Consider the following 26,563-nt stretch of genomic DNA (forward strand, 5'->3'; position numbering starts at 1 on the left):
CCCGCCTCCCTGCCCACGTACCGTCCGGCCCGCGGCTACCGCACCAGCGCCATCCCCCGCTCCGTCTCGTTCAGCCGCCGCCCGCCGGTCTCCGTGCACGTCACGATGTCCTCGATGCGCACCCCGAACCGCCCCGGCAGGTAGATCCCCGGCTCGATCGAGAAGCACATCCCCGGTACGAGCGGCAGATGTTCGCCCTCCACCAGGTACGGCGGCTCGTGCGTGGTCACCCCGATGCCGTGGCCGGTGCGGTGGATGAAGTATTCGCCGTACCCCGCCGTCCTGATCACCCGCCGGGCGACCCGGTCGATCTCCTGGCACGCCGCCCCGGGCCGCACCGCGTCGAACGCCGCCTGCTGCGCCTCCCGCACGATGTCGTGGACCTTGCGCTCCTCGGCGGTCGGCTCGCCCACGTGGACCGTGCGCGAGGTGTCCGAGCCGTACCCGTCCCGCAGCCCGCCGAAGTCGAGGACGACCATGTCGCCGTCCTTGATGTACCGCGCCCCCGCCTCGTGGTGCGGATTCGCGGCGTTGGGTCCTGATCCCACGATGGTGAAGTCCACCTGGCTGTGCCCGTGTTCGGTCAGCAGCCGGGCGAGGTCCGCCGCCACCTCACGCTCGCGGCGGCCGGCGAACGGCAGGCCCAGGATGTCCTCGTACGTCGCGTCGGCCGCGGCACCGGCCGCCGCCAGCCGTTCCACTTCGTGCGCGTCCTTGACGGCCCGCAGCATCGGCAGCACCTCGGACAGCGCGCCGTAGCCGCTGCCGGGCAATACCCGTTGCAGCCCCAGCAGATGCATCGCCCAGGTGGCGTCGGACACCCCGTAACGCCCCTTGGGATCGAGCCACTCGGCCAGTTCCGTATACGGGTCCGCGCCGTCGCCCCACCCGGAGATGTCCAGCGCCCCGGCCCCGGCGGCCGCTTCGGCGTCCGGCTGTTCCAGTACGGGCACCAGCAGCCGCGGGCGCCTGCCGGGAGCGAGGAACAGTGCGGTCAGCCGCTCGGTGGTCGCGGTGACGCGGTAGCCGCACAGCCATGCCAGATCGGGCCCCGGCGTCACGATCAGCCCGGCAAGGCCCGCCTCTGCGGCCGTCGCGGCGGCCCGTCCCATCCGCTGCTCGTGGTCGTCACGCGTCGTGGAAGTCGCCATGCCAGGAATGTACGCCCGCCGCCGGGCGCGCGGCAGAGCGAAAGCACCCGAACGGCACGCGGGTGCGGCCGGTCCGGGTACGCCGCACCCGCCCACGCTCTCTCGGGAAACGCGGGCCCGCCCATTCCCCGCCCATTCCCGAAGGAAAAGGGAAGGGATATCCCTCACCCACAGGCCCGCCGCCCGCCATTGGCCATTACACGGCCCCGCTCATCGTGTAGAATGCGCACGCCCTCACACCCGCGCCGTGACGGATCTTGACAGCGGCCGCGGTCACGAACACGGCGGCAAAAGCGAGAGTTTCGCGTCACGAAGAGGTAGCAGAAATACCACCAGGAGTGAGTTTCCATCCCATGAGCGATGCACCGACCTGCGTATCAGTCTTTTCGGGCGGGATGGGCCTGGACCTCGGCCTCGAACAGGCGGGTTTTTCGATCCGTTTCGGCGCCGACAACATGAGTGCCGCAGTGGAAACGGCGAAATCGAACCGCCCCGGACTTCCTTTCTACCCGGACGATATCCGCAGACTTTCCACCGATCATATCTGGGCGGCATCCGGTCTCCGCGAGGGCGAGCTCGACCTGCTCGCCGGCGGTCCGCCCTGCCAGAGCTTCAGCACCGCGGGAAAGCGCCGCGGTCTCGACGACGAGGAAAAGGGCTCGCTCGTCTTCGAGTTCGTCCGCCTGGTGAAGGACCTCCAGCCCAAGGCGTTCATCATGGAGAACGTCAAGGGGCTGCTCTCGGCCTCGATGAAATGGCGGCAACTGCCGTACAACAACAACGGCAAGATCATCGATGACCTGCACGGCTCGCTCTTCCGTGAACTCTGCGCACAGTTGCAGGCACTCGGCTACAGCCTCGACCACCGCCAGCTCAACTCCGCGGACTACGGCGTTCCGCAGACTCGGCAGCGGGTATTCCTGATCGGCTACCGCGACGGCCGCACGGTCACCTTCCCCGACCCCACGCACGCCAAGGAACCCGGGATCTTCACCGAGCCCTGGCAGACGATCGGCGACGGTCTGGCGGGCCTGGACTCCGACGACTCGTATTGCGCGAAGTTCAGCGAGCGCAAGCTGAAGTATCTGCGGATGATTCCCGAGGGCGGGAACTGGCGCGACCTTCCCGAAGAAATACAGCAGGAATCCATGGGCCGCGCCTTCTACGCCAAGGGCGGCCGCTCCGGCTACTGGCGCAGGCTCAGCTTCGCCACCCCCTCGCCCACCATCCTCACCGAACCGCAGAACGCCAGCACCGCCCTCTGCCACCCCGTGGCCGACCGGCCGCTGACCGTACGCGAATGCGCGCGGCTGCAGACATTCCCCGACGGCTGGAAGTTCTACGGGCTCGGCCGCGACCAGTACAAACTCGTCGGAAACGCCGTCCCGGTCCGTCTCGCCGAGGCGCTCGGCACGCACCTGCGCTGCACCCTGGAAAGCCGGCCGGCCACCGTCACCGTCTGACCAGGCCGCCGCCTGTCGATTGACCCGGCGGAAGAGCTTCGCGTAGTCGATGTTTCCGTCCGCGTCGCCGATCTCCGGCTGTGCGGCGCGGGTGAGGCGATCCAGCAGATCGGGCACGAGAGTGTCCAGCACCTCTTTCCGGAACTCCGAGCACAGCAGCGCGCAGACTTCGCCCACCCGTACGTCGTAGTCCGCGGTGCCATTTCCCACCCGCTCCCAGAACTCCCGGCTGGAAAGCGTCACATATTCCTGTCCCGGCGCCTTGGAAGTCCGCGCCCTGCCGTAGCAAGGGGCGAAGTATCCGACGAAATCCTGGCCGGTCTTCTCGTACTCGCCGCGTACCCGGACAATGGTGTGGGACAGGTTCTTCCGGGAACTCATCGGCATGCAGTCCCAGCTCATCTTCACCTGGTAGCCCTGCACCTCACCGTCTTCCCCCAGCACCTCGAAGTCGAAGTCGTCGGGGTGCTCGGGATACCGGGCGCCGGGAAAGCACGCCTTGACGACGGCTTCCAGGAGATGCCCGACGGCCTCTTCCTCGGACGCGTACAGGGCGCTCCGCACCTGGAGCGTCGCCCAATCGCGGACGGTTTCCGCTTTCCTGATGCGCAGCAGGAAAGGATTGGTGCGCTTCAGGCGGTCCGCGACTTTCAGCGACGAGAACCTCTCCCGCATCCGGTTGACGTAGAGCCGCTCGGCTTCCGTCACCACCAGCATCGCCCTGTCGAGCGGAATCCGCAGCAGCCCGCTCACCTCGCTCGCCAGCTCCGCGTCCGAAACGGCCGGGGCCCGCTCCGCTTCGAAGGGAAGGGCCTGCTGCGGCACGGCGGCCGGCTCAGGCGTCAGGGCGGGCAGCGTGAGGTCCGGCATGCGCCATTCGTATCATGATCGGCCATACGCCGCCGCCCCGTCACCGGCTTCCGCAGGCGGGACGGGGCGGGCGCGGAAATCTCAACTCCGCACGGGCGAGGGGCGCGTGGCGCCGGTCAGCTGCCGGACGGCCCCAGGAGCGCCGACGCCGTCTCCAGCGGGGTGAGGCCGGCGGCGGGCAGCTCCGTCGGGGCGGGGCGGCAGGTGAAGCCGAGGCGGCTCAGCGCCCTGGTCACTTCGCCGGCGCTGAAGTCGCGGCGGTCCTGCCGGGTGATGATCTCCCCGACCTGCTTGACGGGGTAGTGGCGGCGGCCGATGATCACGGACTCCCCCGTGATGGGCTCGGGCTTGACGCCCTTCATCGACTCCTGCACCTCACTCTTGATCAGGTCGAAGGGAAAGCGGGCGATGACGCAGCGCATGGGGCCTCAACAGGGTCGAAGAGAAAGCCGGCAACGGACGTGCCGCCGGGCGGAGAACGGTGCGGCAGGGGTCGGGGCGGGTCCGTGGAGCGCGGAATTCCGGTCCGTCCTCACGCCGCCGAGCCGAAGGAGGGCTTCCCGCCCGTCTTCTGCGCGGCACCGGCGGCCCGCCGGGCACGGGCGGGCCTGCTGCGCCGTCCCCGCGCGGAGGAAGCGGACCGCTTGGGACGTTCGGCGACCGGCGCGGCGATGGTGACGGGGACGCCCGAGGGGGCCTGGGCGCCCGTGATGCGGCTGAGTTCGGCCTCGCCGGAGCGGACCTGAGTGGTCTGCGGGGTGATGCCGGCGTCCGCCATCAGGCGCGTCATGCCCCGGCGTTGGCCCGGCAGGACGAGCGTGACGACGCTGCCTGACTCGCCGGCCCTGGCGGTACGGCCGCCACGGTGCAGGTAGTCCTTGTGGTCGCTGGGCGGATCGACGTTGACGACCAGGTCGAGGTTGTCGACGTGGATGCCGCGGGCGGCGACATTGGTGGCCACCAGGGCGGTGACGTGCCCGGTCTTGAACTGGGCCAGCGTCCGGGTGCGTTGGGGCTGGGACTTGCCACCGTGCAGCGCCGCCGCGCGGACACCGCTGCTCAGCAGGTGCTGGGTGAGCTTGTCCACCGCGTGCTTGGTGTCCAGGAACATGATCACCCGGCCGTCACGTGCGGCGATCTCGGTGGTGGTGGCGTACTTGTCGGCGCCGTGCACGTGCAGCAGGTGGTGTTCCATCGTGGTGACCGCACCCGCCGAGGGATCGACGGAGTGCACCACCGGGTCGGTCAGGTAGCGGCGCACCAGGAGGTCGACGTTTCGGTCCAGGGTGGCCGAGAACAGCATCCGCTGCCCGTCGGGGCCGACCTGGTCGAGGAGCGCGGTGACCTGCGGCATGAAGCCCATGTCCGTCATCTGGTCGGCCTCGTCGAGCACCGTGACGCACACCTGGCGCAGGCGGCAGTCGCCACGGTCGATGAGGTCCTTGAGCCGCCCGGGAGTCGCCACGACGACCTCGGCCCCGCCGCGCAGCGCGCCGGCCTGCCGCCCGATCGACATCCCGCCGACGACGGTGGCCACCCGCAGCTTCAGCGAACGGGCGTACGGCGCGAGCGCGTCGCTGACCTGCTGCGCCAGCTCACGGGTGGGCACCAGGACCAGGGCCAGGGGCTCGCGGGGCTCGGCGCGGCGGCCGGCGATGCGGGCCAGCAGCGCCAGGCCGAAGGCGAGCGTCTTGCCCGATCCGGTGCGGCCCCGTCCCAGGACGTCGCGGCCGGCCAGCGAGTTCGGCAGGGTGGCGGCCTGGATCGGGAACGGCGCCGCCATGCCTTCGGATGCCAGGGCCGCCAGCAGCTCGGCCGGCATGTCCAGTTCGGCGAAGGTCTCCGCAGGGGGCAGGGCCGGGGTCAGGGTGGCGGGCGCCGCGAACTCGCCCCGCAGCGCGGCGGGACGACGCCCGCCGCCGCCGGAACGGCCCTGCGCACCGGAGCGGTTGGGGGCTCCGCCGCGTCCGGAACCACCGGAACGGCTCGGGGCCGGGGAGCGGGGGCCACCGCTGCGTCCGGAGCCGGACGAGCCGGTGCGGGAGCGGTCGTTGGAGCGTGCTGTGCGGTTCATGGGAACCTTCCTCGATGCGGTACGTCGAGGAATCCTCGGCAGCTGCCGGCCGCACACAAGAGAACCGCAAAGACGAACCGAAAAAATAGATGAAACGAAGCGGATGCGGAATACACCGGATCCGCTGTGTCGAAAACGATCGGAATTCGCCGTACAGAAGGGCGTTTCCTGCCGATCGTGAGCCGGGCGGACGGACGTCCCGCCTCGGCAGCTGACGGTCCGGCACCCCGAGGGGTGGCCGGCGTCGCTCGTGCGGCGGCGATGGCACGCACGAGGGAGTTACCGGGAAAACAACGAGCTGGGGCCCGCACCCAAGGTGCGGGCCCCAGCTGCGTCGTACGCGTCAGCGTCAGGCGGGAACGATGTTCTCGGCCTGCGGGCCCTTCTGGCCCTGGGTGACGTCGAAGCTGACCTTCTGGCCTTCCTGGAGCTCACGGAAGCCCTGGGCGGCGATGTTCGAGTAGTGGGCGAAGACGTCAGCGCCGCCACCCTCCTGCTCGATGAAGCCGAAGCCCTTTTCCGAGTTGAACCACTTCACGGTGCCTGTAGCCATTTTTTTCTCCTTCGGGGCAGTGCCCGGAGCCCACACCATGTGGACCCCGCGTCGCCGCGATGATCGCCCCGTCCGGAAATGCACCGGAAAATACAAAAGCACTCCCGCCGTGTATGACGGCGGAGGCACTCGAAGTCTCTTGGGAACCACAACTGCAACTGATTACGACAGTAGCACGGCGCGGCCAACCGTGCCGGGGCAATGCCCGGAATTTTGCCCTGACCAGCATTTTCCCCGGACGTCGCACTGCATATTCCCGCTGTTTCGACGAGGAATATCACCACTTCCGCACCCGCCCCAGGCGGCGGACCCGGGTGACGAATCCCTCACCCGGCGGCGCGCGGGCCGAAGCCGGGCAGCGGAGATCGACTCAGCACCCGGGGCCACCTCGACGTCATGATGGCGCCACAAGGGCTTGCCATGGCGCCACAGTGGCGCCATGATGGCGTCATGGACCTCACGCCCTACGTCGACAATCTCCGGCATGAGCTCGCCGTCGCCGCGGACGCGGGTGGCGCCGAAGCCCGTGCCCTGGCCGAGCGCCTCACCGCCCCGATGGAATCCGCCGCCCGGCTCACCCTGCTCAACGCACTGTCCGCCGCCATGGCCGAGGTCACCCGCGACCTGGCGCCCGGCTCGGTCGACGTACGGCTGCGCGGGCTCGACCCCGAGTTCGTGGTGACGCCGTCGCCGACCTCGGAACCGTACGAAGAGGCGGACGGCCGGGAAGGTGCACCGAGCGGCGCGCCGGCGCCCGTGCCCCCGGTTACGGACGGCGACGAGGGCGGCACGGCGCGGGTCAACTTCCGGCTTCCCGCACAGCTGAAGACGCGGGTCGAGGACGCGGCGGGCCAGGAAGGTCTCTCGGTCAACGCCTGGCTGGTACGGGCCGCAGCCGCCGCGCTGGAACCCGGCACAAGCGGCGGCGGCCCGCCCGCCCGCAGCCGCCACCGGGGCAAGCAGGGCTACACCGGCTGGGTCCGCTAGCCGGCCCGCCCTCCCGTACCGCTTCTCCCTCCAACACCCGCCCCACCGGCGGGAACTCACTCCACAGCCATGAGGACGGCACAGCCATGCCTGCATTCGATACGTCTGAACCGCTCTCCGTCACCCTGGAATTCGACATGGGATCCGTCCGGATCACCGCGAGCAAGCGCGCCGACACGGTCGTCGACATCCTGCCGAGCGATGCGGCCGACGACGCCGACGTGCGGGCCGCACAGCAGGTCAAAGTCTCCTGCTCGGACGGCAAGTTGCTGATCAAGGGGTCGAAGAAGCGCTCCCTGTTCGGCAAGAGCGGCTCGCTCGATGTACGCATCGAGCTGCCGGCCGGTTCGGATCTCCACGGCACCTCCCCCGTGGCCGACTTCACCTGTGAAGGCCGCCTTGGGGACTGCCGCCTGAAGACGTCGCTCGGCGACATCCAGATCGACCAGGCGGCGACGGTGAACCTGAAGTCCGGTCACGGCACCGTCCGGGCCCGCCACGTAACAGGGAACGCCGACGTCGTCGCGGCCGGCCAGGTCGACATCGGCGAGGTCAAGGGCGCGGCGACGGTCAAGAACGCCAACGGCGACACCGAGATCGGCGAGGTGGCAGGCGAGGTGAAGGTGAACGCGTCCAACGGCCGTATCTCCGTCGGCATCGCGCACGCCGGGGCCGACGCCAGGTCCGCCAACGGCGGCATCAGCATCGGCGACGTGGCGCGCGGCCACGTCACGCTCCAGGCCGCCGCCGGTGACATCGCCGTCGGTATCCGCGAGTCCACCGCCGCCTGGCTCGACGTGCACACCGGCTTCGGCAGCGTACGCAACTCCCTGGGCCCGGCCGAAAGCCCCGGCGACTCCGACGAGACCGTCGAGGTGCGCGCCCGCACAGGAGTCGGCGACATCCTCATCCACCGCCCCTGACCAGGCAATCCGTCACACCGGACCAGGGACCGGGCGGACGCCACCGGGCCGCCTGGCCCGCCACGCCTGATCACACACCCCACCACGACACCGCACTCACTGCTCAGCAGAGGACTGTCATGCCCATGGCTATTCCCATGCCTGCGACTCCCACGGCGCCCACGCGATCCCCCCTCCCCCCAGCCATCACCGCCTCGGGCCTCTCCAAGTCCTACGGCGACAAAGTGGTGCTCGACGGCATCGATCTGCACGTCCCCGAAGGCACGGTCTTCGCGCTGCTCGGGCCCAACGGCGCGGGCAAGACCACCACCGTCCAGATCCTCTCCACCCTCATCTCCGCGAACGCCGGCCAGGTGCGGATCGCGGGCCACGACCTGACCCACGAGGTCGATGCCGTACGCGCCGTCATAGGCGTCACCGGCCAGTTCGCGGCATTGGACAACCTGCTGACCGCCCACGAGAACCTGATGCTGATGGCGGACCTGCTGCATCTCCGCCGCCACGAGGGCAGACGCCGTGCCGCCGAGCTGCTGCACCGCTTCGAGCTGAGCGAGGCGGCCAAGAAACCCGTCTCCACCTTTTCGGGCGGAATGCGGCGCAAACTCGACCTCGCGATGACCCTGGTCGGCAAGCCGCGCATCATCTTCCTCGACGAGCCGACCACCGGCCTGGACCCGCGAAGCCGCCGCACGATGTGGGAGATCATCCGCGGCCTGGTCACCGACGACGGCGTCACGATCTTCCTGACCACGCAGTACCTGGAAGAAGCCGACCAACTCGCCGACCGCATCGCCGTACTGGACCAGGGACGGCTGGTGGCCGAAGGCACCGCAGACGAGCTGAAACGCCTCGTCCCCGGTGGCCACATCCGCCTCCGGTTCGGCGACCCGCGCGCCTTCGACGCGGCCGCGGCCCTCTTCGCCTCCGCGACGCGCGACAGCGAAGACCTGGCCCTGCGGATCCCCGCCGACGGCAGTATCGGCACGCTCCGAGCCGTCCTCGACTCCCTGGACGGCGCGCAGCTCAGGGCCGAGGCCCTCACCGTGCACACCCCCGACCTCGACGACGTCTTCCTCACCCTCACCGCCCGCACCCGGCCGGGCGCCGGGGCCAACTCCCGGAAGGAGAGCGTCCGATGAGCTCCCTGTCCTACGCCGCCGGCGATTCCCTGACGATGCTGCGGCGCAACCTGAAGCACGCACTGCGCTACCCGAGCATGACGGTCACGGTCGTCGCGATGCCGCTGGTGATGCTGCTGCTCTTCAACTACGTCTTCGGCGGCGCCCTGGGCTCCGGCATCAGCGGCGCGCCCACCGGCGGCGGCTCCTACATCGACTACGTCGCCCCCGGCATCATCCTGATGGCCGCGACCTCCGGAGCCCTGTCCACCGCGATCAGCGTCTGCTCGGACATGACCGAGGGCATCGTCAACCGGTTCCGTACGATGTCGATCTCCCGCGCCTCGTTCCTGACCGGGCACGTCGTCGGCAGCGTCATCCAGACGCTGATCAGCATCGCGCTCGTCCTCGGCGTCGCCCTGCTGATGGGCTTCCGCCCCACCGCCACCCCCGTGGAGTGGCTCGCCACCATCGGCGTCCTGACCCTGCTCATCCTGGCGCTCACCTGGCTGGCGGCCGCCATGGGCCTGATCGCCAAGAACGTCGAGACCGCCGGCAATCTGCCCATGCCGCTGACGTTCCTGCCCTTCCTCGGCAGCGCCATCGTCCCGCCGGAGTCCATGCCCGCCGGGCTGCGCTGGTTCGCCGAGTACCAGCCCTTCACCCCGGTCATCGAGACGCTGCGCGGCCTGCTGATGGGCACCGAAATCGGCAACAACTGGCTCATCGCCCTCGCCTGGTGCCTCGGCCTCACCCTGACCGGCTACCTCTGGGCCCGCACCGCCTTCACCCGTAACACCAAATGCTGACCCCCCACCACACACGCCGCATCACACCCCGGAGGCCCCATGACCCACGCACCCTCGCCGAACCCGCCCGAGAAGACCCCAGGAGAGGCCACAGCGCCGCTCCCCGGCCTGCCCACCGCCCGTCCCGCAGGCTGCCCCTTCGACCCGCCCGCCGAACTGGCCCAGCTGCGCGCGGAACAACCGCTCCACCGGATGACCTACCCCGACGGCCACGTGGGCTGGCTGGCCACCGGCTACGCCACGGTCCGCGCGATATTCGCCGACCCCCGCTTCAGTTCACGCTACGAGCTGATGCACTACCCGCTCCCCGGCGGACCCGAAGGCAGCCTGCCCCCGGCGCCGGTCGGCGACATGACCGGCATGGACGCCCCCGAACACACCCGCTACCGCAAGCTGCTCGCCGGCAAGTTCACCGTCCGGCGGATGCGCGAACTGACCGACCGCGTCCGGGAGATCACCACAGATCACCTGGACGCCATGGAACGCCAGGGGCCCTCGGTGGACCTGGTGCAGGCGTTCGCCCAGCCCGTCCCCGCCCTGATGATCTGCGAACTGCTGGGTGTGCCCACGGCCGACCGCGAGCTCTTCCAGCGTCAGACACAGACGCTGACCGACCTCCACGCCACCGAAGAAGACAGGTACTCCGCCATGGCCGGGCTCCAGGAGTACCTGCACGCGCTGGTCGTGGCCAAGCGCGCCGAGCCCACCGACGACCTGCTCGGCGACCTGACCACCAGCACCCTCACCGACGAAGAACTCGCCGGCGTCGGCGGCTTCCTGCTCGCCGCCGGCCTCGACACCACCGCCCACATGATCGCGCACGGCACCTTCGCCCTGCTGAGCAACCCGGACCAACTGCACGCCCTGCGCAGCGATCCGGCCCTCGCCGACCAGGCCGTCGAAGAGCTGATGCGCTACCTGACCATCGCCCACACCGGAATGAAGGCGGCCCTGGAGGACGTCGAGATCGACGGCCGGCTGATCAAGGCCGGCGAGACGGTCACCCTCTCCATCGAGGCCGCCAACCGCGACCCGCAGCGCTTCCCCGACCCCGACACCCTCGACCTCCACCGCAAGGCCACCGGCCACCTCGGCTTCGGCCACGGCATCCACCAGTGCCTGGGCCAGCAACTGGCCCGCGTCGAACTGCGCGTAGCCCTCCCCGCACTCCTCACCCGGTTCCCCACCCTGCGCCTGGCGGTCCCCCCGAACGAGATCCCCCTACGCACCCACTCAAACCTCTACGGCGTACACCACCTCCCGGTCACCTGGGACAAGGCGTAGCCCCTGCTGACCACCGCCGCCGCCACGCTCAGCGCCCACGGCTCACGCAATCGGCCCCGGACCAAAAGATCCGGGGCCGACCAGAACGCCACCACGTAACCAACCCGCGGCTCGCAGCGCCCCTCCACAGAGCCCCCGGTCGGATTCGAACCGACGGCCTTCGCTTGACAAGCGGGACCGAATCCCTGATCCAGCGTGCTGGATCAGGCTGGGTGATGCTGTCTTCGCAGGTCAGCACCACCCGGCCTGATAGCCGGTCCTGCCTCTGATGGCTCATGTTCCACCGTCCGCTCACGCATCGCTCACGCATAACGGACGGCTGGCCAGGCATGGTCAGGGGTGAGGCCGCCCCTGACTCCTCGTGCGTCACACGGGGAGCAGGTGCCACTGCCGGTCCCGGTGGTCGCCCTCCGCCCTGTGCTGCTTGAGCGCTGTGCGGGCGTTGGTGTCGACGCGCAGGAGCAGACCGCTGTTCCGGTTCGCGATCTCGTACACCGACGGGGTGTCGGTCGCGGGGCTCACCGGGATCAGCCTCCATTGCTGGTGGTGTGCGTCGTCACCCTCGTAGGCGCGTTGCGCGACCACTGCCCCGGCCGCCTCGTGCGCCCCGACGATCTCCAGGACCTTGCCGCTGCGCACGTTCTCGATGGTGTACAGGGTTTCGCCGTTGTCCTGGCCCGCGACGACGAGCCGCCACCGCTGGTGTTCCCTGGGGGCGGCGAGGGACTGGTGGATCTCGGCCCCGTCCTTGGTGGACTCACGGTGGACCGCCATGCGCAGCCTGCTGCGGATGTTGGCCCAGGAGACCACCGCGCCCGAATCGGGCAGCCCGGCCATCTCCGGCAACGCGACCTTCCGAACCCGGTGGTTGGCGTGGTCGGCGATGTAGAGGGTGTCGACGCGGTCCACGGCGAGCCCGATCGGTTTGTTCAGCCGGGCCGAAGCGGCCGGGCCGTCGTCACCGTCGAAGCCCGCGGTGCCGGTGCCGACGATCGTGCTGATCTTCCCGTCGGCCGCGATCTTCCGGACCCGATGGTTGTTGAAATCAGCGATGTAGAGGGTGCCGATGCTGTCCACCGCCACCCCCAACGGGCTATCCAATTGGGCGGCGGTGGCGGGTCCGTCGTCACCGCTGAAGCCCTTGGTGCCGGTGCCGGCGACCGTGCAGATCTTCCCGTCGGCCGCGATCCTACGGACCCGGTGGTTTCCGGCATCGGCGATGTAGAGGTCGCCCGCGCGGCCTACCGCCACTCCGCGTGGGCGGTTCAGCTGGGCCGAAACCGCTGGACCGCCGTCTCCGTCGGATCCCGCGGTCCCGGTCCCCGCGACTGTGCTGATCTTCCCGTCAGCCGTGATCTTACGGACCCGGTGGTTGTTGCAGTCCGTGACGTAGAGGGCGCCGGTGCTGTCCACCGCCACCCCAAACGGGCCGTCCAATTGCGCGGCGGTGGCGGGTCCGTCGTCACCGCTGAAGCCCTTGGTGCCGGTGCCGGCGACCGTGCAGATCTTCCCGTCGGCCGAGACCTTCCGGACCCGTTGGTTCTCGGAATCGGCGATGTAGACGGCGCCCACACTGTCCACCGCCACCCCGCGCGGGGTGTTCAGTTGGGCCGAGACGGCGGGGCCGCAGTCACCGCCGAAGCTCTTGGTGCCCGTGCCGGCGACCGTGCTGATCTTCCCGTCAGCCGTGATCTTACGGACCCGGTGGCTGTACTCGGAGACGTAGAGGGCTCCGGTGGTGTCCACCGCGACCTCGTACGGGTGTTGCAACTTGGCCGAAACGGCAGGCCCGTTGTCCCCTGCGAACCCACTGGCCCCGGTCCCCGCGGCCGTGCTGATCGGAGGGGCGGAGTCCTCGCCACCTGTGGCTGCCTCGTGGGCAGTGCTCATCGTCATCCCTTCACCGTTCACTGACCGCCTACCGCGAGCGGTTGTCGTTGGAGGCGGACGGGTCCTCGGCGGTCGGCTTGGACGCCTTCGGGGCCTCGGCCTCGGGGGCCGGAGGGGCCTCGGGCGCCTTGGAGAAGTCGCTCTTCTTCGGCCTGTTCTCCAGGTCCTCGTCCTTCTGGAGGTCGCTGTGCTCCGTCACCGTCGCACTCGACTCCTGCATGCCGGCGGACGCCGCCGTGGACACCGAGCCGGGGTTCTGGGCGTACTGGGCCTGCGCACCGGCCGACGCCTGGGTGGTCTGGATGAAGGAGCCGAGGAAGCCCAGGATGGCCCGCGCTTCCGGCGACTGCTCCTGCACGACCTTCGCGCGGGAGTTGGCCCCGTGGATCGAGCTGGTGAACAGGCTCGTGCTCGTGTCGTCGTATGTGTCGTCGTCGGCGTCCTCGAAGTCGACGCCCACCCCCGGTTGCGGCTTGGCGCCGTCGGTGGTCACCGAGAAAAGCCCCGCACCCCTGCCCGCGAAGCCGAAAACGTTGTCGAACACCATGATCGTCACCCCTTGTCGTCGTCATGCCGACGCCGCCCGCCTGCTCAAGGCTGCTTGTGCAGCCCGCGTTCGCTGCCGGTCAGGCTCTCGCCGTCGAACATCGTGTGGTGGACCTCCAGGGCGGACACGACCTCGGCCAGCCCCTTCATACGGAAGCCGTTCCCGCCCGCCAGGTCGATGTCGCCGAGGTCGCGGGCGACCACGTACTCAAGGCCGGGGTAATCCCTGGACTGTGGGGGAGACAGGACCGCCACCGGTACGTCGTACTTCACCGCGAGCAACCCGGAGAAGGTCACCGGAATCTCGTAGGAGTACTGCTTGCGGGTACGCCGCTGCGTGACGATGGTCTCCACGCGGGAATCCGGCGGAACCTCGCCCTCGATCTGCGAGTTCGAGGCCCAGCTGGTGGTCAGGGAGCCGCCGACGGAGGCCATGATGCCCAGCATCAACTGGGCGTTGAGTTCCGCGCTGCCGGTGGCGCTGCCCGAGGTCGTGAACGCCCCCGAGCTCGTCACCGAGTTCGACGCGGAGTTCGTCACGCCGTTCGTCGTCGAGTTCGTCACGCCGTTCTCGGTGCCGTTGGCGGTGTCGACCCCGATGTCGTCCTTGCTGTTCTCGTTGGTCACGGTGTTCGTGACCTTGTTCCCCATTTCGTTCTGGAGCTGGTTCTGCAGCTCCGTCCCGAACTGCGCCTGGAGGTCCACCTGGAGGTGGCTCTGGAGCTGAAGCTGGAGCTCCGCGCCGACGCTGCCGCCGAAGGTGAGCTGGGCCTCGCCCTGGAGCGTCCAGGTGACCTCGTTCGACACGGTGAACTCGACCGAGTCGGTGAACTTCATCGTGGACGTCTGGCTGCGGTTGACGTAGGTGCGCGAGGAGAACGTGTCGGGCGGGGGCTGATCGACGTTGCGCCGCTCCTCGATCAGCGGCTCCCCGAGGTTCATGTAGGCGAGCCAGCCCAGTTTGAACGCGGAACCGGGGAAGGCGCCGAAGCTCGACTTGTTCAAGGAGAACCCGACCGGCTTGTGCCGCACGCCGTAGTCATCGACGTAGACCAGGTTGGGATGGTCCAGGACGGACTGCCAGGTCTGCTCGATATTGAGTTCCCGCAGGTTCTTCTTCGTCAGCGGCTGGCGCTTGGCCCGTTCCAGGTTGTACGCGTTGGAAGGCATTCCCCGTCCTCGACTGATCTGATCGAACTGCGTTCAGTGAACGGCAAAGCGGTAACAGGCGTCTGCGCATGTCCCGGAAATTGAAATTACCACGGGCTTCATCACTCGGAAGGGCGCCTCTGGACATTCACCCAATCGGGTGATCAAGGTTCAGTGGCTGTTCTCAACTTGCAAGAGCTGTAGGTACGTTGAAGCGCTGCCAATCATCCGATCGATGACTTTCCGACAGCCCTTCCTGTGAGCGCTGCGGCCTCGCCGTTGACGCAGGTGAGGGGATTCGATTCGACCATCTCATCGCTTTCGAAGGCGTCTTGGAGGCGTCTTGATCGAGGGTGATTGAGTCTGCGGTAATGCCGCGCGATAAAGCACTGAACTGAGCGCCCGACGCATTGTTCTCCACATTCAGAACAGGTGAGGTTTCCGCGATGTACACCCAAGAACGCACGGCGATGTCGAATTTGGTGGTCGGCGGACCGGTGGCGGTGAACAGCTACGACAACGCAATCGTGGCGGCACTGCTCGAAAACCGGCCGGTCATGCTCGTCCACGCCTTCAACGGCGGCTACCTGCGGCCCACCGAGCTGAAGGAGGAGAGCCACGACAAGGGGGTCAAACTGGCCACCGCGCTCGACCCGGACACCAAGGAAGCGCAGGGCCACCTCTGGTACATCACTCCCGCCGGCTTCTTCGGGCAGCGACCGCTGTACTTCATCGAGAGCGCCGCGGGCCAGGTGTCGCCCGAACCCGCCGGTGCGGGCGAAGCCGGCGCCGGGCGCGGCGACGACGGCGCGCCGAAGCCGCAGCGCAGGCGCATCGCCGTCCACCAGGAGGCCCCGAAGAGCACGGCCGACACCGTGCAGGTAGGACTCCCCAACAAGGTCGGCGACAAGTGGCGCGGGAAGAACGGCGCGCCCGAGGACACTCAGCTCTGGGTCGTCACGGTGACGCCGTGGGGCGGGATCACCTTCGTGCCGATCACCCACCCCGACGCCATTCTCGGGTTCAAGGACCACGCGGTGACGGCCGACAGCGAGGTGCGTCTCACCTACAACTGGGGCGGGGACTTCACCGGGACGGTCATCAACACGTTCTACCCGCGGCTGCCCAGCGAGTGGAACGTTCCGTACCACCACGTCTTCACGTGATCCGCGGCCACCGTCGCGCCGAACCCGTCCCGAGCCAACGCCCGCACCGCCTGGAAGAGGCACCACGATGCCCGTGCCCATCGAAGAACTGAAGTTGGAGATCGTCAACGCCGCCACGGGGAAGACCCTCGGCGCCGAGGCCGCGCCGAGCGCGGACGGGGTGCTCGTCGTCCGCGACTTCCCCGACGGCGGCCCGAGCCCGGAGCAGTGGCAACTCGCCCCCGTGCAGGCCGCACAGGGCGGGCAAGCGCAAGGCGACCAGGTATACGTGATCCGCAACGCGGTCAGCGGCAAGGTGCTCGACAACCCTGCCGCCGCGGACCGCGGCGTCCGCCAGTGGGACGCCGCAGACGGCAATCGGAGTCAGCAGTGGCACGTCGTCCCCGTTGAGGGCGAAGCGGGCCTCTTCTTCATCGAGGGCGCGACCGATGGCGCCGTTCTCGACCTTGACGAGCCCGGCGCGGACGACACCCGGATCGTCCTGCGCGAGCACGACGACAGCGCGGAGAGCCAGCGGTGGCGATTCGTCCCGGCCGAGCCCGAGCGCACCAGCGACCCCGTGCTGCACTGGGCAGCGCTGGACCACTGGAACGGCCGCCGGTCCTGGCGGCTGGCCCCGTCGGCCGGGCTGCGGCCGGCACCCGGCGCGACGCCCTCCTTCAGCAACGTGCTGCTGGTCCTGGAGCAGTTCGGGAGCGACGAGGACGCCGGGGAGTGGAAGAGCGAAGGGGCCACCCGCTCCCCCGGCGGGCAACCGGGGTGGTGGGCCGGGGCCGGTGCGCGGTTCCTCGCCGACACCACGGGAGCGGGGCGGGCGGACATCGTAGGGCTCAAGGCCGCGGAGGGGGCCGTGACGTCGTCCAGCAGGGGCGACGGCACGTTCGACGACGAAGAGCGCGTCCTGCACCCGCCCGTACCCTCCGCGAGCCCCGAGGACCTGTGGACCCTCGCGGACACGACGGGCGGCGGCAAGCCCGATGTCATCGTGCTCGCCGCCGACGGTGTCCGGGTGTCCCCCCAGGACGAGGACGGGACGTTCGCGCCCGCGGGCGGTGAGCCGGCCCTCAAGGCGTTCGGACACGGCGAGCAGGCCGGCGGTTGGCTTGCCGACAAGCATCCCCGCTTCCTCGCTGACACCACCGGTGACGGCAGGCTCGATGTGGTCGGCTGCCATGACGACGGCGTCTGGGTGTCACTCCAGGACGAGGAAGGAAAGTTCGCACCGATCGGCGACGAACCGGTTCTCCGGGCGTTCGGCCACGACGAGAAGGCGGGCGGTTGGCTTGCCGACAAGCATCCCCGCTTCCTCGGCGACACCACCGGTGACGGCAGGCTCGATGTGGTCGGCTGCCACGACGACGGCGTCTGGGTATCGCTCCAGGACGAGGACGGAGCGTTCGCCGACCCCCTGTACGTCCTCGACGACTTCGGGGTCGACCAGGGGTGGAGCTCGGTCGAGGAGCACCCCCGGTTCCTGCTCAGGACCACCGGTGGCGGAGCTCCGGACATCGTCGGGTTCGGGCCGCAGGGCGTCGTCGCGGCACGGGGGCGCGGCGACGGCACGTTCGAGCCATCGAAGCTCGTCCTGAACGACTTCGGGCTCGCCCAGGGGTGGACGAGCGGGAAGCACCTCCGGTTCCTCGCCGACGTCACCGGCGACGGCACCCCGGACATCGTCGGCTTCGGCAACGAAGGGGTCTGGGTGTCACACGGCCGCGGCGACGGCCACTTCGAGCAGGCCCAGCTGGTGTGCCGAGGGTTCGGGTACAACGAGGACGCAGGCGGCTGGCGGGTCGACCGCCACCCCCGTTTCCTCGCCGACATCACCGGCGACGGGCGCGTCGACATCGTCGGCTTCGGCGGCCCGGGGGCGTACGTGGCCCGAAACCTCTTCCGCCGCTTCAGGACCCGCTAGCCCTCGGAGGACCTCCACAGTCGCGTCCCGGCGACTCGCCATGGGCGTGCCGGGACCTGTCACTCCGCTCCGACGTGCGGCCTGGCACGCCTTCGCCTGCGAGGCCGCACCGGATCCGTCCAAAACTGCCGGGGAATCCGCCGCCGTAACGGGACTTGGCGACACATCCGCTCACGCACCGCTCACGCAAAAGGCCCCGGACAAGGAGTCCGGGGCCAATCACAGCGCCCCCGCGCAACAAAACCGCAGGTCATAACGCTCCTACTCAGAGCCCCCTGTCGGATTCGAACCGACGACCTTCGCTTTACAAGAGCGGTGCTCTGGCCAGCTGAGCTAAGGAGGCGTGCGGAAGCAGTGTACCCAGGCGGGCCGGATGCCGGTCGCCATTTCGTGACCGGTGGGCTACTGACACCGGGCGTTGCCGCAGGTAGCGTCTCGGGCAGCCCACGATTGTGGGCCACGCCACTCCTTTTACTCGGATCGTCCGGCACGTTCCTGCCGGTGAAGGGACACATCACCATGGCTACGGTCACCTATGACCAGGCAACCCGCGTCTACCCGGGTTCCGAGAAGCCCGCGGTCGACAAGCTCGACATCGCCATAGAGGACGGCGAGTTCCTCGTTCTGGTCGGCCCCTCCGGCTGCGGCAAGTCGACCTCGCTGCGCATGCTCGCCGGTCTTGAGGACGTCGACGGCGGGGCCATCCGCATCGGCGACCGTGACGTCACGCACCTTCCGCCCAAGGACCGGGACATCGCCATGGTGTTCCAGAACTACGCGCTCTACCCGCACATGACCGTCGCGGACAACATGGGCTTCGCCCTGAAGATCGCCGGTGTGCCGAAGGCCGAGATCCGGCAGAAGGTCGAGGACGCGGCGAAGATCCTGGACCTGACGGAGTACCTCGGGCGCAAGCCCAAGGCACTGTCCGGCGGCCAGCGGCAGCGGGTGGCAATGGGCCGGGCGATCGTCCGGGAGCCGCAGGTCTTCCTGATGGACGAGCCGCTGTCCAACCTCGACGCGAAGCTGCGCGTGCAGACCCGTACGCAGATCGCCGGGCTCCAGCGCCGCCTGGGCATCACCACCGTCTACGTCACCCACGACCAGGTCGAGGCCATGACGATGGGCGACCGGGTCGCGGTGCTCAAGGACGGGCTGCTCCAGCAGGTCGACTCGCCGCGGAGCATGTACGACCGGCCGGCGAACCTGTTCGTGGCAGGGTTCATCGGCTCTCCCGCCATGAACCTCGTGGAGGTGCCGATCACCGACGGCGGGGTGAAGTTCGGCAACAGCGTCGTGCCCGTCAGCCGTGAGGCGCTGACCTCGGCGGCGGACAAGGGCGACACGACGGTCACCGTCGGCGTGCGTCCCGAGCACTTCGAGATCGTCGAGCAGAACGGCGCTGCCGCGAAGTCGCTGTCCAAGGCATCGGCCGACGCGCCCGCGGGCCTGGCCGTCACGGTCAACATCGTCGAGGAGCTGGGCGCCGACGGTTACGTCTACGGTTCCGCGGAGGTCGGCGGCGAGATCAAGGACCTGGTCGTACGGGTCAACGGCCGCCAGGTACCGGAGAAGGGCGCGCAGTTGCACGTCGTGCCGCTGCCGGGCGAGACGCATGTCTTCTCAACGTCCTCGGGCGAGCGACTGAGCGACTGAAAGCGGGCCGGGCGCGAGGTCCGGCTGAAGCGGGAAGGGGCGGGGCGGCCGAGTGCCGCGCCGCCCCTTTCGCGTGCCCCCCCTTTTGCTCGTACTTGCAGGCCCTCCTCCACACACCCCGACGCCCTCCGAACTCCCCACCACACACCGCTTTTCGAATCTGTACGTCAACATCAGCACCGCCCCGACGGCCGTTCCGTCCCCCGATAAGGTGACCAAATGTCGCCACATCGTCACCCCTCGCTACCATCGCGACCGTGAACTCCGCAGCCCGCCGTATCGGCAGAACTCTCGCCCTCGTCCTTCCCGTCGTCCTCGTCCTCTCCGGGACGCTCGCGGTCACCCGCGTGCCGTGGGCCTCGACGGCCACGGATCCGCAGGTGCTGACCGCGTCCTCCGGCAAGGTCGCCGCCAAGGCCGCCCCCCGCGCCCCGCAGGACGTCCTCCGGGACCGCCTCCTGGTCGAACTACAGGAGAAGGACCCCGGGGTCGCCCTGACCCATCTCCAGAAGGCCACGACCGAAAGGCCGTCCCTCGCCAAGCACTGCGTGTCCATCGCGCAGGCGCTGGGACGGGCAGCCGTCATCAAGTACGGTGCCGCGCATCGCGCCCAGGCGTTCTCCCGCCCGGTCTGCGACACCTCCTTCGCCACCGGCGTCGCCGCCGCCCAGTGACCTGCTCTCGCACCGCATAGGGTGCGAATCATGACAGTCGCCCCGCCCCCGTTCCCCACGCAGGCCGTTGTCCTGGCAGGAGGCCAGGGCTCGCGCCTCCGTCCGTACACCGACGACCGCCCCAAGCCGATGGTCGAGATTCCCGGTACCGGAACCCCGATCATCGGCCATCAGCTCACCTGGCTGGCCTCGGAAGGCGTCACCGACGTGGTGGTCTCCTGCGGCCACCTCGCCCACGTCCTCAAGGACTGGCTGGACGAGACCGAACTCCCCTTGAGCGTCACGACAGTTGTCGAGACCGAACCGCTGGGACGCGGCGGCGGGCTCAAATATGCGGCCGCCGCCCTCCCCCGGCCCGACGAGCCCTGGTACGCCACCAACGGCGACATCTGGACCCGCTTCCCGCTCCGCGAGATGGCCGCCTTCCATGACGAACGCGGCGTCGATGCCACCCTCGCGCTGGCCCGCCCCAGGATCCCGTGGGGCGTCGTGGAGACCGACGAGTTCGGGCACGTCCTGGACTTCATCGAGGCGCCGCCCTCGCCGTACCTCATCAACGCCGGCGTCTACGTCTTCTCCGCCGCCTTCGCCGACCTGCTGCCGGTACGCGGCGACCACGAGCGCACCACCTTCCCGCGGCTGGCCCGCGAACGCCGGCTGGCGGGCTACCCGCTTCCGCACGGCGCCTACTGGCGGGCCATCGACACCACCAAGGACCTCACCGAGGCCGCCAAGGAACTGGGCGCGCAGGCGAGTTGAGACCGGCGGCGCGCCGCCCGGTTTTGCCGGAACGGCAAGTTCGCTCACGGCCGCCCCGCCCGCTGCCGCATGCTCCGCCGTACCGGCCGGGCACGGAGCGGCCGGCCACGACGAACCCGTCTCCCTGGGAGGACGCATGCCGCAGCCCACCCCGTTGCCGGACCCGACACACCGCTTGGTGGACGTTCCCGACGGCCGCATCCATCTGGTGGAGCAGGGCTCGGGCCCCCTGGTGCTCCTCCTCCACGGCTTCCCCGAGACCTGGCACTCGTGGCGCCACCAGCTCCCGGCGCTCGCCGCGGCCGGCTACCGCGCGGTCGCGATCGACGTACGCGGCTACGGGCGCTCGTCGAAGCCCGCTGACGTCGGCGGCTACCGGATGGCGGCCCACGTCGCCGACAACGTCGCGGTCGTGCACGCCTTGGGCGAACGAACCGCGACGCTCGTGGGCCACGACGTCGGCTCCCCCATCGCCGCCGGCACGGCGCTGCTGCGCCCCGACGTCTGCACCGCCGTCGCGCTGCTCGGCGTCCCCTACGCACCCCGGAACGGCTACCGGCCGACCGACGCGTTCGCGGCCATCGGCGGCAGCGAGGAGTTCTACGTCAGCTACTTCCAGGAGCCGGGCCGGGCCGAGGCGGAGATCGAACCGGATGTCCGCGGCTGGCTCGCGGGGTTCTACGCCTCGCTGTCCGGCGACACCATGCCCGCGGACGGCGGCTCCGGGCACTTCTTCGTTCCCGACGGCGGCCGGATGTCCGACCGGTTCGTCCGCGGCGCCTCGCCGTCCTGGCTCACCGAGGCCGATCTCGACGTCTGCGCCGAGGAGTTCGAGCGGACGGGGCTGACCGGGGCGCTCAACCGCTACCGGAACGTCGACCGTGACTGGTCGGACCTGAGCGCCCTGGACGGGGCCCCGCTCACCCAGCCCTCACTGTTCATCGGCGGCACCCGCGACGCCTCCACGACCTGGATGGCCGACGCCATCGACGCCTTCCCCACCACCCTGCCGGGCCTGGTCTCCTCGCACCTTCTCGACGGCTGCGGCCACTGGGTGCAGCAGGAACGCCCCGACGAGGTCAACCGCCTCCTCGTCGACTGGCTGCGGTCGCTGCCCGCCCCCGCCCGGTAGCGGGCCGCAACGGACTCCGGCCCCCGAACTCCCCTCCGCATACGGGGTGTTCGGGGGCCGGGGCGCACCCGGGGCGGGTCAGCCCAGGAGGCCGCCCAGGGTGCCGTGGTGTCCGGAGTCGCCACCGGAGCCGCCGCTGCTGTCCCCGTCCGAGCCGCCTCCGGTGGCGCCACCGCCGGCGCCTCCCGAGGTGGGCGACGCCCGGGTGGGCGCCGGGGCGTGGGTCGGTGCGGTCCGCTGCGGCGCCCCGCTGGTGGTCGCGCCGGGCTGCTGGGCGGTGCCGCTGGTGCTGCCCGCCGACGGGGAGCTGCCGGGGGCCGAGGCGGACGGCGAGCCGGACGGGCCCGCGGTGTGCGAGGCGCCTGCCGTCGGCGTACCCGTGGGCTCAGGGGCGGCGGTCCTGGACTGCTGGGGGCGGGTGACGTGACGGCGCGGGCTGGGCAGCGGCGAACCGGGCAGGTTGTTGATCGCCGGCTCACCCGGCCGCGGCACGGGCACCACCGTCGCGGACCGTACGGCCCCGCCGAGCAGCGAGCCGATGAGCAGCGTGAGCCCCCCGATCACGGCCGCCAGCACGGCGCCGCGGCGCAGCACCCGGCGCCGCAGGTCGATGACGTCGACGCGCGGGCCGAGCCGCCGCCATGCCTCGCCGGCCAGCCGGGCGTCCATGGAGTAGACCGGCGCGCCCGCGATGATCAGCGGGCTCCAGGCGGCGAGGTAGATGATGTCCGGTGCGTCGTAGGCGGGGACGTTGCGCCAGGTGACGGTCATCAGCAGGGCGGCGGAGAGCAGCGCGCCGAACGAGGCCGCCAGCCGCTGCCACAGGCCGCAGATGGTCAGCACGCCGACCACGACCTGGAGGAACGCGACGGTCAGGCCGGCCCCGACCGGATGCGCGACGGCGAAGTCCCGCAGCGGGACGGCCAGCGCCCAAGGATCGAGCGACAGCATCCACTTGACCATCGAGCCGCGCTCGCCGCCGTCGAAGTAGACGGGGTCGCAGAGCTTGCCCATCCCGGCATAGATGGAGATCAGGCCGAGGAAGATACGCAGCGGGAGCAGGACGACGCCGAGGTTCATCCGGCGCCCGGGATAGTAGGCGTGCCGGACGCTGTCGGCGTTGCGCCGCCGGGCCGCCGTGTCGTAGCGGTCCTGCGCTTCGTAGCGGTCCTCGGCGTACGCGTCGCGGGAGTGCGGGCCGCCGTACGCGCCGTCGTAGGCGTCGTGGCCCGTGCCGTCGTACGCGCCGCCGACGGGCCGCACGCCGCGCATGAGCGAGGTGTCGGAGTCGGTGGGGCCGCGCTGCCCGATGACGGTGGCGGCGGGCGCCTGCGCCCCGTCGTCGAGCCGTACCCGAGGCAGGACCTGGGTCGTGCCGGCGTCGTCGCCCGGCTCGGCGGCGCCGAGGCCGAGGCCCGCATGGCGGACCGCGCGCAGGAGTTGGGTGGTGGCGCCGGTCTGGCTGCCCGGATCCGTGCGGCCGGTCCACACCACGGGGGCCCGTCGTCTGGCACCGCCTGCCGTCCCCCTGATGGCGGGGAGGAGCGCGGCCGACGCCATGGCCCGGCTCACGACGGGCGCGGCGAGCTGCACACGGAAGCTGGCGTGGTTGACGATGACCTGCGCGGGGTCGCACGGCACCTTGACCGAGCTCAACAGCGGCTCGTCATCGAAGCCAGGCGAGCGTCCCCCCGTAGGTGTGCGGGGTGTTCTGGTGTCCACGCTCATCTAACCGAGTGACGAGCGGTTAAGACACTGTCTTGACCACGCCGATCTGTCCGAGACCCGTCAAAAGGTCACGGGATCGCCGGAAATCGTACGGAGCGTCACGTCTTGCCCTGGACTGAACCGCCGCCGTACCGGCCGCCCTCCTGGACGGCCGGTACCCGCAGGCATCCGCTCAGCCGCGGCGGCGCGCCGCTTCCCACAGGACGACACCGGCGGCGACACCGGCGTTCAGCGACTCCGCGCCGCCCGGCATCGGAATCCGCACCCGCACGTCGCAGGTCTCGCCGACCAGCCGCGACAGGCCCTTGCCCTCACTGCCGACGACGATGACGACCGGCCCGTCCAGCGCCGCGACGTCCTGCAGCTCCGTCTCGCCGTCCGCGGCCAGACCGACGACCGTCAGACCGGCCTTCTGGTACTGCTCCAGGGTCCGGGTCAGGTTGGTGGCACGGGCGACCGGCGTACGGGCCGCGGTGCCCGCCGACGTCTTCCACGCACCGGCCGTCATCCCGGCCGCGCGGCGCTCCGGCACGACCACGCCGTGGCCGCCGAAGGCGCACACGGAGCGGACGACGGCGCCGAGGTTGCGCGGGTCGGTGACCCCGTCCAGCGCCACGATCAGCGGCTCTTCGCCGTCGTCGAACGCGGCCGCGGCCAGGTCCTCGGGGTGCGCGTAGTCGTACGGCGGCACCTGAAGGACCAGGCCCTGGTGGTTGAGGCCGTTGGTCATCCGGTCCAGCTCGGGGCGCGGCGCCTCCATGAGGTTGATGTCGCCGCGCTGCGAGGCGAGCTGGAGCGCCTCGCGCACCCGCTCGTCGGTGTCGATGAACTGCTGGACGTAGAGAACGGTCGCGGGCACCCCGTCGCGCAGCGCCTCGAAGACCGGGTTACGGCCGACGACCAGCTCCGACGTGCCCTTCGCGCCGCCGCGCCGCGGCGCGGGACGGCGCGCGGCCGCCTGCTTCGCCTTGGCGTTGGCCACGCGGTTCTTGACATGCCCCTTGCGCGCGGAGGCGGGCGGGGTCGGCCCCTTGCCTTCCAGGCCCCGGCGCCGCTGGCCGCCGCTGCCGACCTGCGCGCCCTTCTTGTTGGACGTGCGGCGGTTCCTGCGCTGGCTGTTGCCGGCCATGGGTCACCTGTTTCTTCACTGCTCTCGACGTCTCGCGACGTGGAGTGGGTACGAACGTATGGATTGAGTGTCGCCCGCGGCCGCCGGGAAGGGCGAATCCGGACGGCGGCCGGGGGTCACGACGGAGATCACGCCGGGGCTCACGACGGGGTCAGGACAGCGACCAGCGCGGCCCTGACGGGGTGTCCTCGATGGCGAGACCGGACTGCTGGAGCTGGTCACGGATGGCGTCGGCGGTCGCGTAGTCCTTGCGGGTACGGGCGGCCTGCCGCTGGTCGAGCACCAGACGGACCAGCGAGTCGACCACGCCGTGCAGGTCTTCGCCGCGGTCCGTGCCGCCGCCCGACCACCGCTCGTCGAGCGGGTCGAGGCCGAGCACGCCGAGCATCGCCCGCAGCTCGGCCAGCCTGGCGACGGCGGCCTCCTTGTCGTCGGCGGTCAGCGCGGAGTTGCCCTGCCGGACGGTGGTGTGCACGATCGCCAGCGCCTGCGGGACGCCCAGGTCGTCGTCCATCGCCTCGGCGAAGGCCGGCGGGACCTCGGGCGCCGGCTCGACGGCCCCGGCCTTCTCGACGACCCGCTGGACGAAGCCCTCGATCCGCGCGAACGCCGACTCGGCCTCGCGCAGCGCCTCCTCGCTGTACTCGATCATCGAGCGGTAGTGCGGGGTGCCCAGGTAGTAGCGCAGCACGATCGGCCGCCAGCGCTTGACCATCTCGCTGACCAGCACGGAGTTGCCCAGCGACTTGGACATCTTCTCGCCGCTCATGGTCACCCAGGCGTTGTGCGACCAGTAGGCGGCGAAGTCGTCGCCGAACGCCTTGGCCTGCGCGATCTCGTTCTCGTGGTGCGGGAAGACGAGGTCGACGCCGCCGCCGTGGATGTCGAAGGCGCGGCCCAGGTACTTGTGCGCCATCGCCGAGCACTCCAGGTGCCAGCCGGGACGGCCACGGCCCCACGGGGTCTCCCAGCTGGGCTCGCCCTCCTTGGCCGCCTTCCACATCGCGAAGTCCCGGGAGTCGCGCTTGCCGGTCTCACCCTCGCCGGACGGCTGCTTGAGCTTGTCCAGCTCCTGGTTGGACAGCTCCAGGTAGCCGGGGAAGGAGCGCACGTCGAAGTAGACGTTGCCGTCGGCGGCGTAGGCGTGGCCACGGTCGATCAGGCCGCGCATCATCTCGATCATCTCGGGGATGTGGCCCGTCGCACGCGGCTCGTACGTCGGGCGCAGGCAGCCGAGCGCGTCGTACGCCGCGTTGAAGGCGACCTCGTTCTCGTAACCGATCGACCACCACGGGCGGCCCTGCTCGGCGGACTTCTTGATGATCTTGTCGTCGATGTCCGTGACATTGCGCACGAACGTCACGTCGTAGCCGCGGTGGGCGAACCAGCGGCGCATGATGTCGAAGTTCAGTCCCGACCTGATGTGCCCGATGTGCGGGGCGGCCTGCACGGTAGCGCCACACAGGTAGATCGAGACACAGCCCGGCGTGAGCGGGGTGAAATCGCGAATCTGCCGGGCGCTGGTGTCGTACAGGCGAATCGTCACGGAACCAGGGTAGTCGGAATGAGGGAGTGCACCGCGACCCC

At 70.0% G+C, this 26,563-nt stretch carries 22 protein-coding genes, 1 tRNA gene and 1 pseudogene; 12 read left to right on the forward strand and 12 right to left on the reverse strand.

The genetic code is table 11. The annotated features are described in order from the left end of the window. Window positions 1–35: 35 nt before the first annotated feature. A complete protein-coding gene (locus tag LIU39_RS12805) occupies window positions 36–1,151 on the reverse strand; it encodes an aminopeptidase P family protein (RefSeq protein WP_227046789.1) in 1,116 nt (371 codons plus the stop codon). Between the two features lie 353 nt (window positions 1,152–1,504). Here LIU39_RS12805 and LIU39_RS12810 point away from each other — a divergent pair, with 353 nt between their 5' ends. Beyond that, a complete protein-coding gene (locus tag LIU39_RS12810) occupies window positions 1,505–2,614 on the forward strand; it encodes a DNA cytosine methyltransferase (RefSeq protein WP_227046790.1) in 1,110 nt (369 codons plus the stop codon). A 213-nt stretch (window positions 2,615–2,827) separates the two neighbouring features. Here LIU39_RS12810 and LIU39_RS35550 read toward each other — a convergent pair. The 4 genes and pseudogenes from LIU39_RS35550 to LIU39_RS12830 all read right to left on the reverse strand — a co-directional run. Beyond that, window positions 2,828–3,484, reverse strand: a pseudogene (locus LIU39_RS35550) (PmeII family type II restriction endonuclease); the annotation flags it as partial. A gap of 116 nt (window positions 3,485–3,600) precedes the next feature. Then, entirely contained in the window at window positions 3,601–3,906 is a 306-nt protein-coding gene (locus LIU39_RS12820) for an SCO5918 family protein (protein ID WP_227046791.1), read from the reverse strand. Between the two features lie 110 nt (window positions 3,907–4,016). Continuing rightward, on the reverse strand, window positions 4,017–5,558 hold the full coding sequence (locus tag LIU39_RS12825; protein ID WP_227046792.1) for a DEAD/DEAH box helicase: 1,542 nt from the start codon (window positions 5,556–5,558) through the stop codon (window positions 4,017–4,019). Window positions 5,559–5,907: 349 nt separating this feature from the next. Next, window positions 5,908–6,111 (reverse strand): cold-shock protein, encoded by a 204-nt coding sequence (locus LIU39_RS12830; RefSeq protein WP_181763581.1) that lies wholly within the window; start codon window positions 6,109–6,111, stop codon window positions 5,908–5,910. Window positions 6,112–6,561: 450 nt separating this feature from the next. On the opposite strand from LIU39_RS12830, the gene LIU39_RS12835 reads away from it, so the two are divergent. The 5 genes from LIU39_RS12835 (at window position 6,562) to LIU39_RS12855 (ending at window position 11,232) form a co-directional block, all read left to right on the forward strand. Continuing rightward, on the forward strand, window positions 6,562–7,098 hold the full coding sequence (locus LIU39_RS12835; RefSeq protein ID WP_227046793.1) for a hypothetical protein: 537 nt from the start codon (window positions 6,562–6,564) through the stop codon (window positions 7,096–7,098). Between the two features lie 86 nt (window positions 7,099–7,184). Beyond that, window positions 7,185–8,021: a DUF4097 family beta strand repeat-containing protein gene (locus tag LIU39_RS12840; protein ID WP_227046794.1), complete on the forward strand. Its 837-nt coding sequence runs from the start codon at window positions 7,185–7,187 to the stop codon at window positions 8,019–8,021. A 137-nt stretch (window positions 8,022–8,158) separates the two neighbouring features. Next, window positions 8,159–9,160: an ATP-binding cassette domain-containing protein gene (locus LIU39_RS12845; protein WP_227046795.1), complete on the forward strand. Its 1,002-nt coding sequence runs from the start codon at window positions 8,159–8,161 to the stop codon at window positions 9,158–9,160. Then, entirely contained in the window at window positions 9,157–9,948 is a 792-nt protein-coding gene (locus LIU39_RS12850; RefSeq protein WP_227046796.1) for an ABC transporter permease, read from the forward strand. The genes LIU39_RS12845 and LIU39_RS12850 overlap by 4 nt, the downstream gene beginning before the upstream one ends. A gap of 39 nt (window positions 9,949–9,987) precedes the next feature. After that, on the forward strand, window positions 9,988–11,232 hold the full coding sequence (locus LIU39_RS12855; RefSeq protein WP_227046797.1) for a cytochrome P450: 1,245 nt from the start codon (window positions 9,988–9,990) through the stop codon (window positions 11,230–11,232). A gap of 366 nt (window positions 11,233–11,598) precedes the next feature. On the opposite strand, the gene LIU39_RS12860 is transcribed toward LIU39_RS12855, so the two are convergent. From LIU39_RS12860 to LIU39_RS12870, 3 genes are read right to left on the reverse strand one after another with little or no spacing between them, the layout of a single operon-like run. Next, window positions 11,599–13,122, reverse strand: coding sequence for an NHL domain-containing protein (locus LIU39_RS12860; RefSeq protein WP_227046849.1), 1,524 nt, complete (start codon window positions 13,120–13,122; stop codon window positions 11,599–11,601). 28 nt (window positions 13,123–13,150) lie between these two features. Further along, window positions 13,151–13,669 (reverse strand): hypothetical protein, encoded by a 519-nt coding sequence (locus LIU39_RS12865; RefSeq protein WP_227046798.1) that lies wholly within the window; start codon window positions 13,667–13,669, stop codon window positions 13,151–13,153. A gap of 44 nt (window positions 13,670–13,713) precedes the next feature. Further along, window positions 13,714–14,838: a hypothetical protein gene (locus LIU39_RS12870; protein ID WP_227046799.1), complete on the reverse strand. Its 1,125-nt coding sequence runs from the start codon at window positions 14,836–14,838 to the stop codon at window positions 13,714–13,716. Window positions 14,839–15,263: 425 nt separating this feature from the next. Between LIU39_RS12870 and LIU39_RS12875 the strand changes: the two genes are divergently transcribed. Then, window positions 15,264–15,983, forward strand: a complete 720-nt coding sequence (locus LIU39_RS12875; protein ID WP_227046800.1) for a hypothetical protein — start codon at window positions 15,264–15,266, stop codon at window positions 15,981–15,983. A gap of 67 nt (window positions 15,984–16,050) precedes the next feature. After that, window positions 16,051–17,898, forward strand: coding sequence for an FG-GAP-like repeat-containing protein (locus tag LIU39_RS12880; RefSeq protein WP_227046801.1), 1,848 nt, complete (start codon window positions 16,051–16,053; stop codon window positions 17,896–17,898). A 269-nt stretch (window positions 17,899–18,167) separates the two neighbouring features. Here LIU39_RS12880 and LIU39_RS12885 read toward each other — a convergent pair. Next, a tRNA-Thr gene (locus LIU39_RS12885) sits at window positions 18,168–18,241 on the reverse strand. Between the two features lie 176 nt (window positions 18,242–18,417). Between LIU39_RS12885 and LIU39_RS12890 the strand changes: the two genes are divergently transcribed. The 4 genes from LIU39_RS12890 (at window position 18,418) to LIU39_RS12905 (ending at window position 22,119) form a co-directional block, all read left to right on the forward strand. Beyond that, on the forward strand, window positions 18,418–19,554 hold the full coding sequence (locus LIU39_RS12890; protein WP_227046802.1) for an ABC transporter ATP-binding protein: 1,137 nt from the start codon (window positions 18,418–18,420) through the stop codon (window positions 19,552–19,554). A gap of 257 nt (window positions 19,555–19,811) precedes the next feature. After that, window positions 19,812–20,228 carry a hypothetical protein gene (locus tag LIU39_RS12895; protein ID WP_227046803.1) on the forward strand — a complete coding sequence of 139 codons (417 nt, stop codon included), beginning with the start codon at window positions 19,812–19,814 and terminating at the stop codon, window positions 20,226–20,228. A gap of 30 nt (window positions 20,229–20,258) precedes the next feature. Beyond that, the gene (locus LIU39_RS12900) at window positions 20,259–20,987 is read left to right on the forward strand and encodes a nucleotidyltransferase family protein (RefSeq protein ID WP_227046804.1); all 729 of its coding nucleotides are present in this window, start codon (window positions 20,259–20,261) and stop codon (window positions 20,985–20,987) included. Between the two features lie 136 nt (window positions 20,988–21,123). Beyond that, window positions 21,124–22,119 carry an alpha/beta fold hydrolase gene (locus LIU39_RS12905; protein WP_227046805.1) on the forward strand — a complete coding sequence of 332 codons (996 nt, stop codon included), beginning with the start codon at window positions 21,124–21,126 and terminating at the stop codon, window positions 22,117–22,119. Window positions 22,120–22,197: 78 nt separating this feature from the next. On the opposite strand, the gene LIU39_RS12910 is transcribed toward LIU39_RS12905, so the two are convergent. From LIU39_RS12910 to cysS, 3 genes are all read right to left on the reverse strand, one after another. Next, the gene (locus LIU39_RS12910; protein ID WP_227046806.1) at window positions 22,198–23,847 is read right to left on the reverse strand and encodes a DoxX family protein; all 1,650 of its coding nucleotides are present in this window, start codon (window positions 23,845–23,847) and stop codon (window positions 22,198–22,200) included. 172 nt (window positions 23,848–24,019) lie between these two features. Further along, window positions 24,020–24,976 (reverse strand): 23S rRNA (guanosine(2251)-2'-O)-methyltransferase RlmB, encoded by a 957-nt coding sequence (gene rlmB, locus LIU39_RS12915; protein ID WP_227046807.1) that lies wholly within the window; start codon window positions 24,974–24,976, stop codon window positions 24,020–24,022. Window positions 24,977–25,127: 151 nt separating this feature from the next. Further along, on the reverse strand, window positions 25,128–26,522 hold the full coding sequence (gene cysS, locus LIU39_RS12920; RefSeq protein WP_227046808.1) for a cysteine--tRNA ligase: 1,395 nt from the start codon (window positions 26,520–26,522) through the stop codon (window positions 25,128–25,130). Window positions 26,523–26,563: the final 41 nt, after the last annotated feature.

This window comes from Streptomyces pinistramenti, from assembly GCF_020564935.1.
In the GTDB taxonomy this organism is placed as follows: Bacteria; Actinomycetota; Actinomycetes; order Streptomycetales; family Streptomycetaceae; genus Streptomyces; species Streptomyces pinistramenti.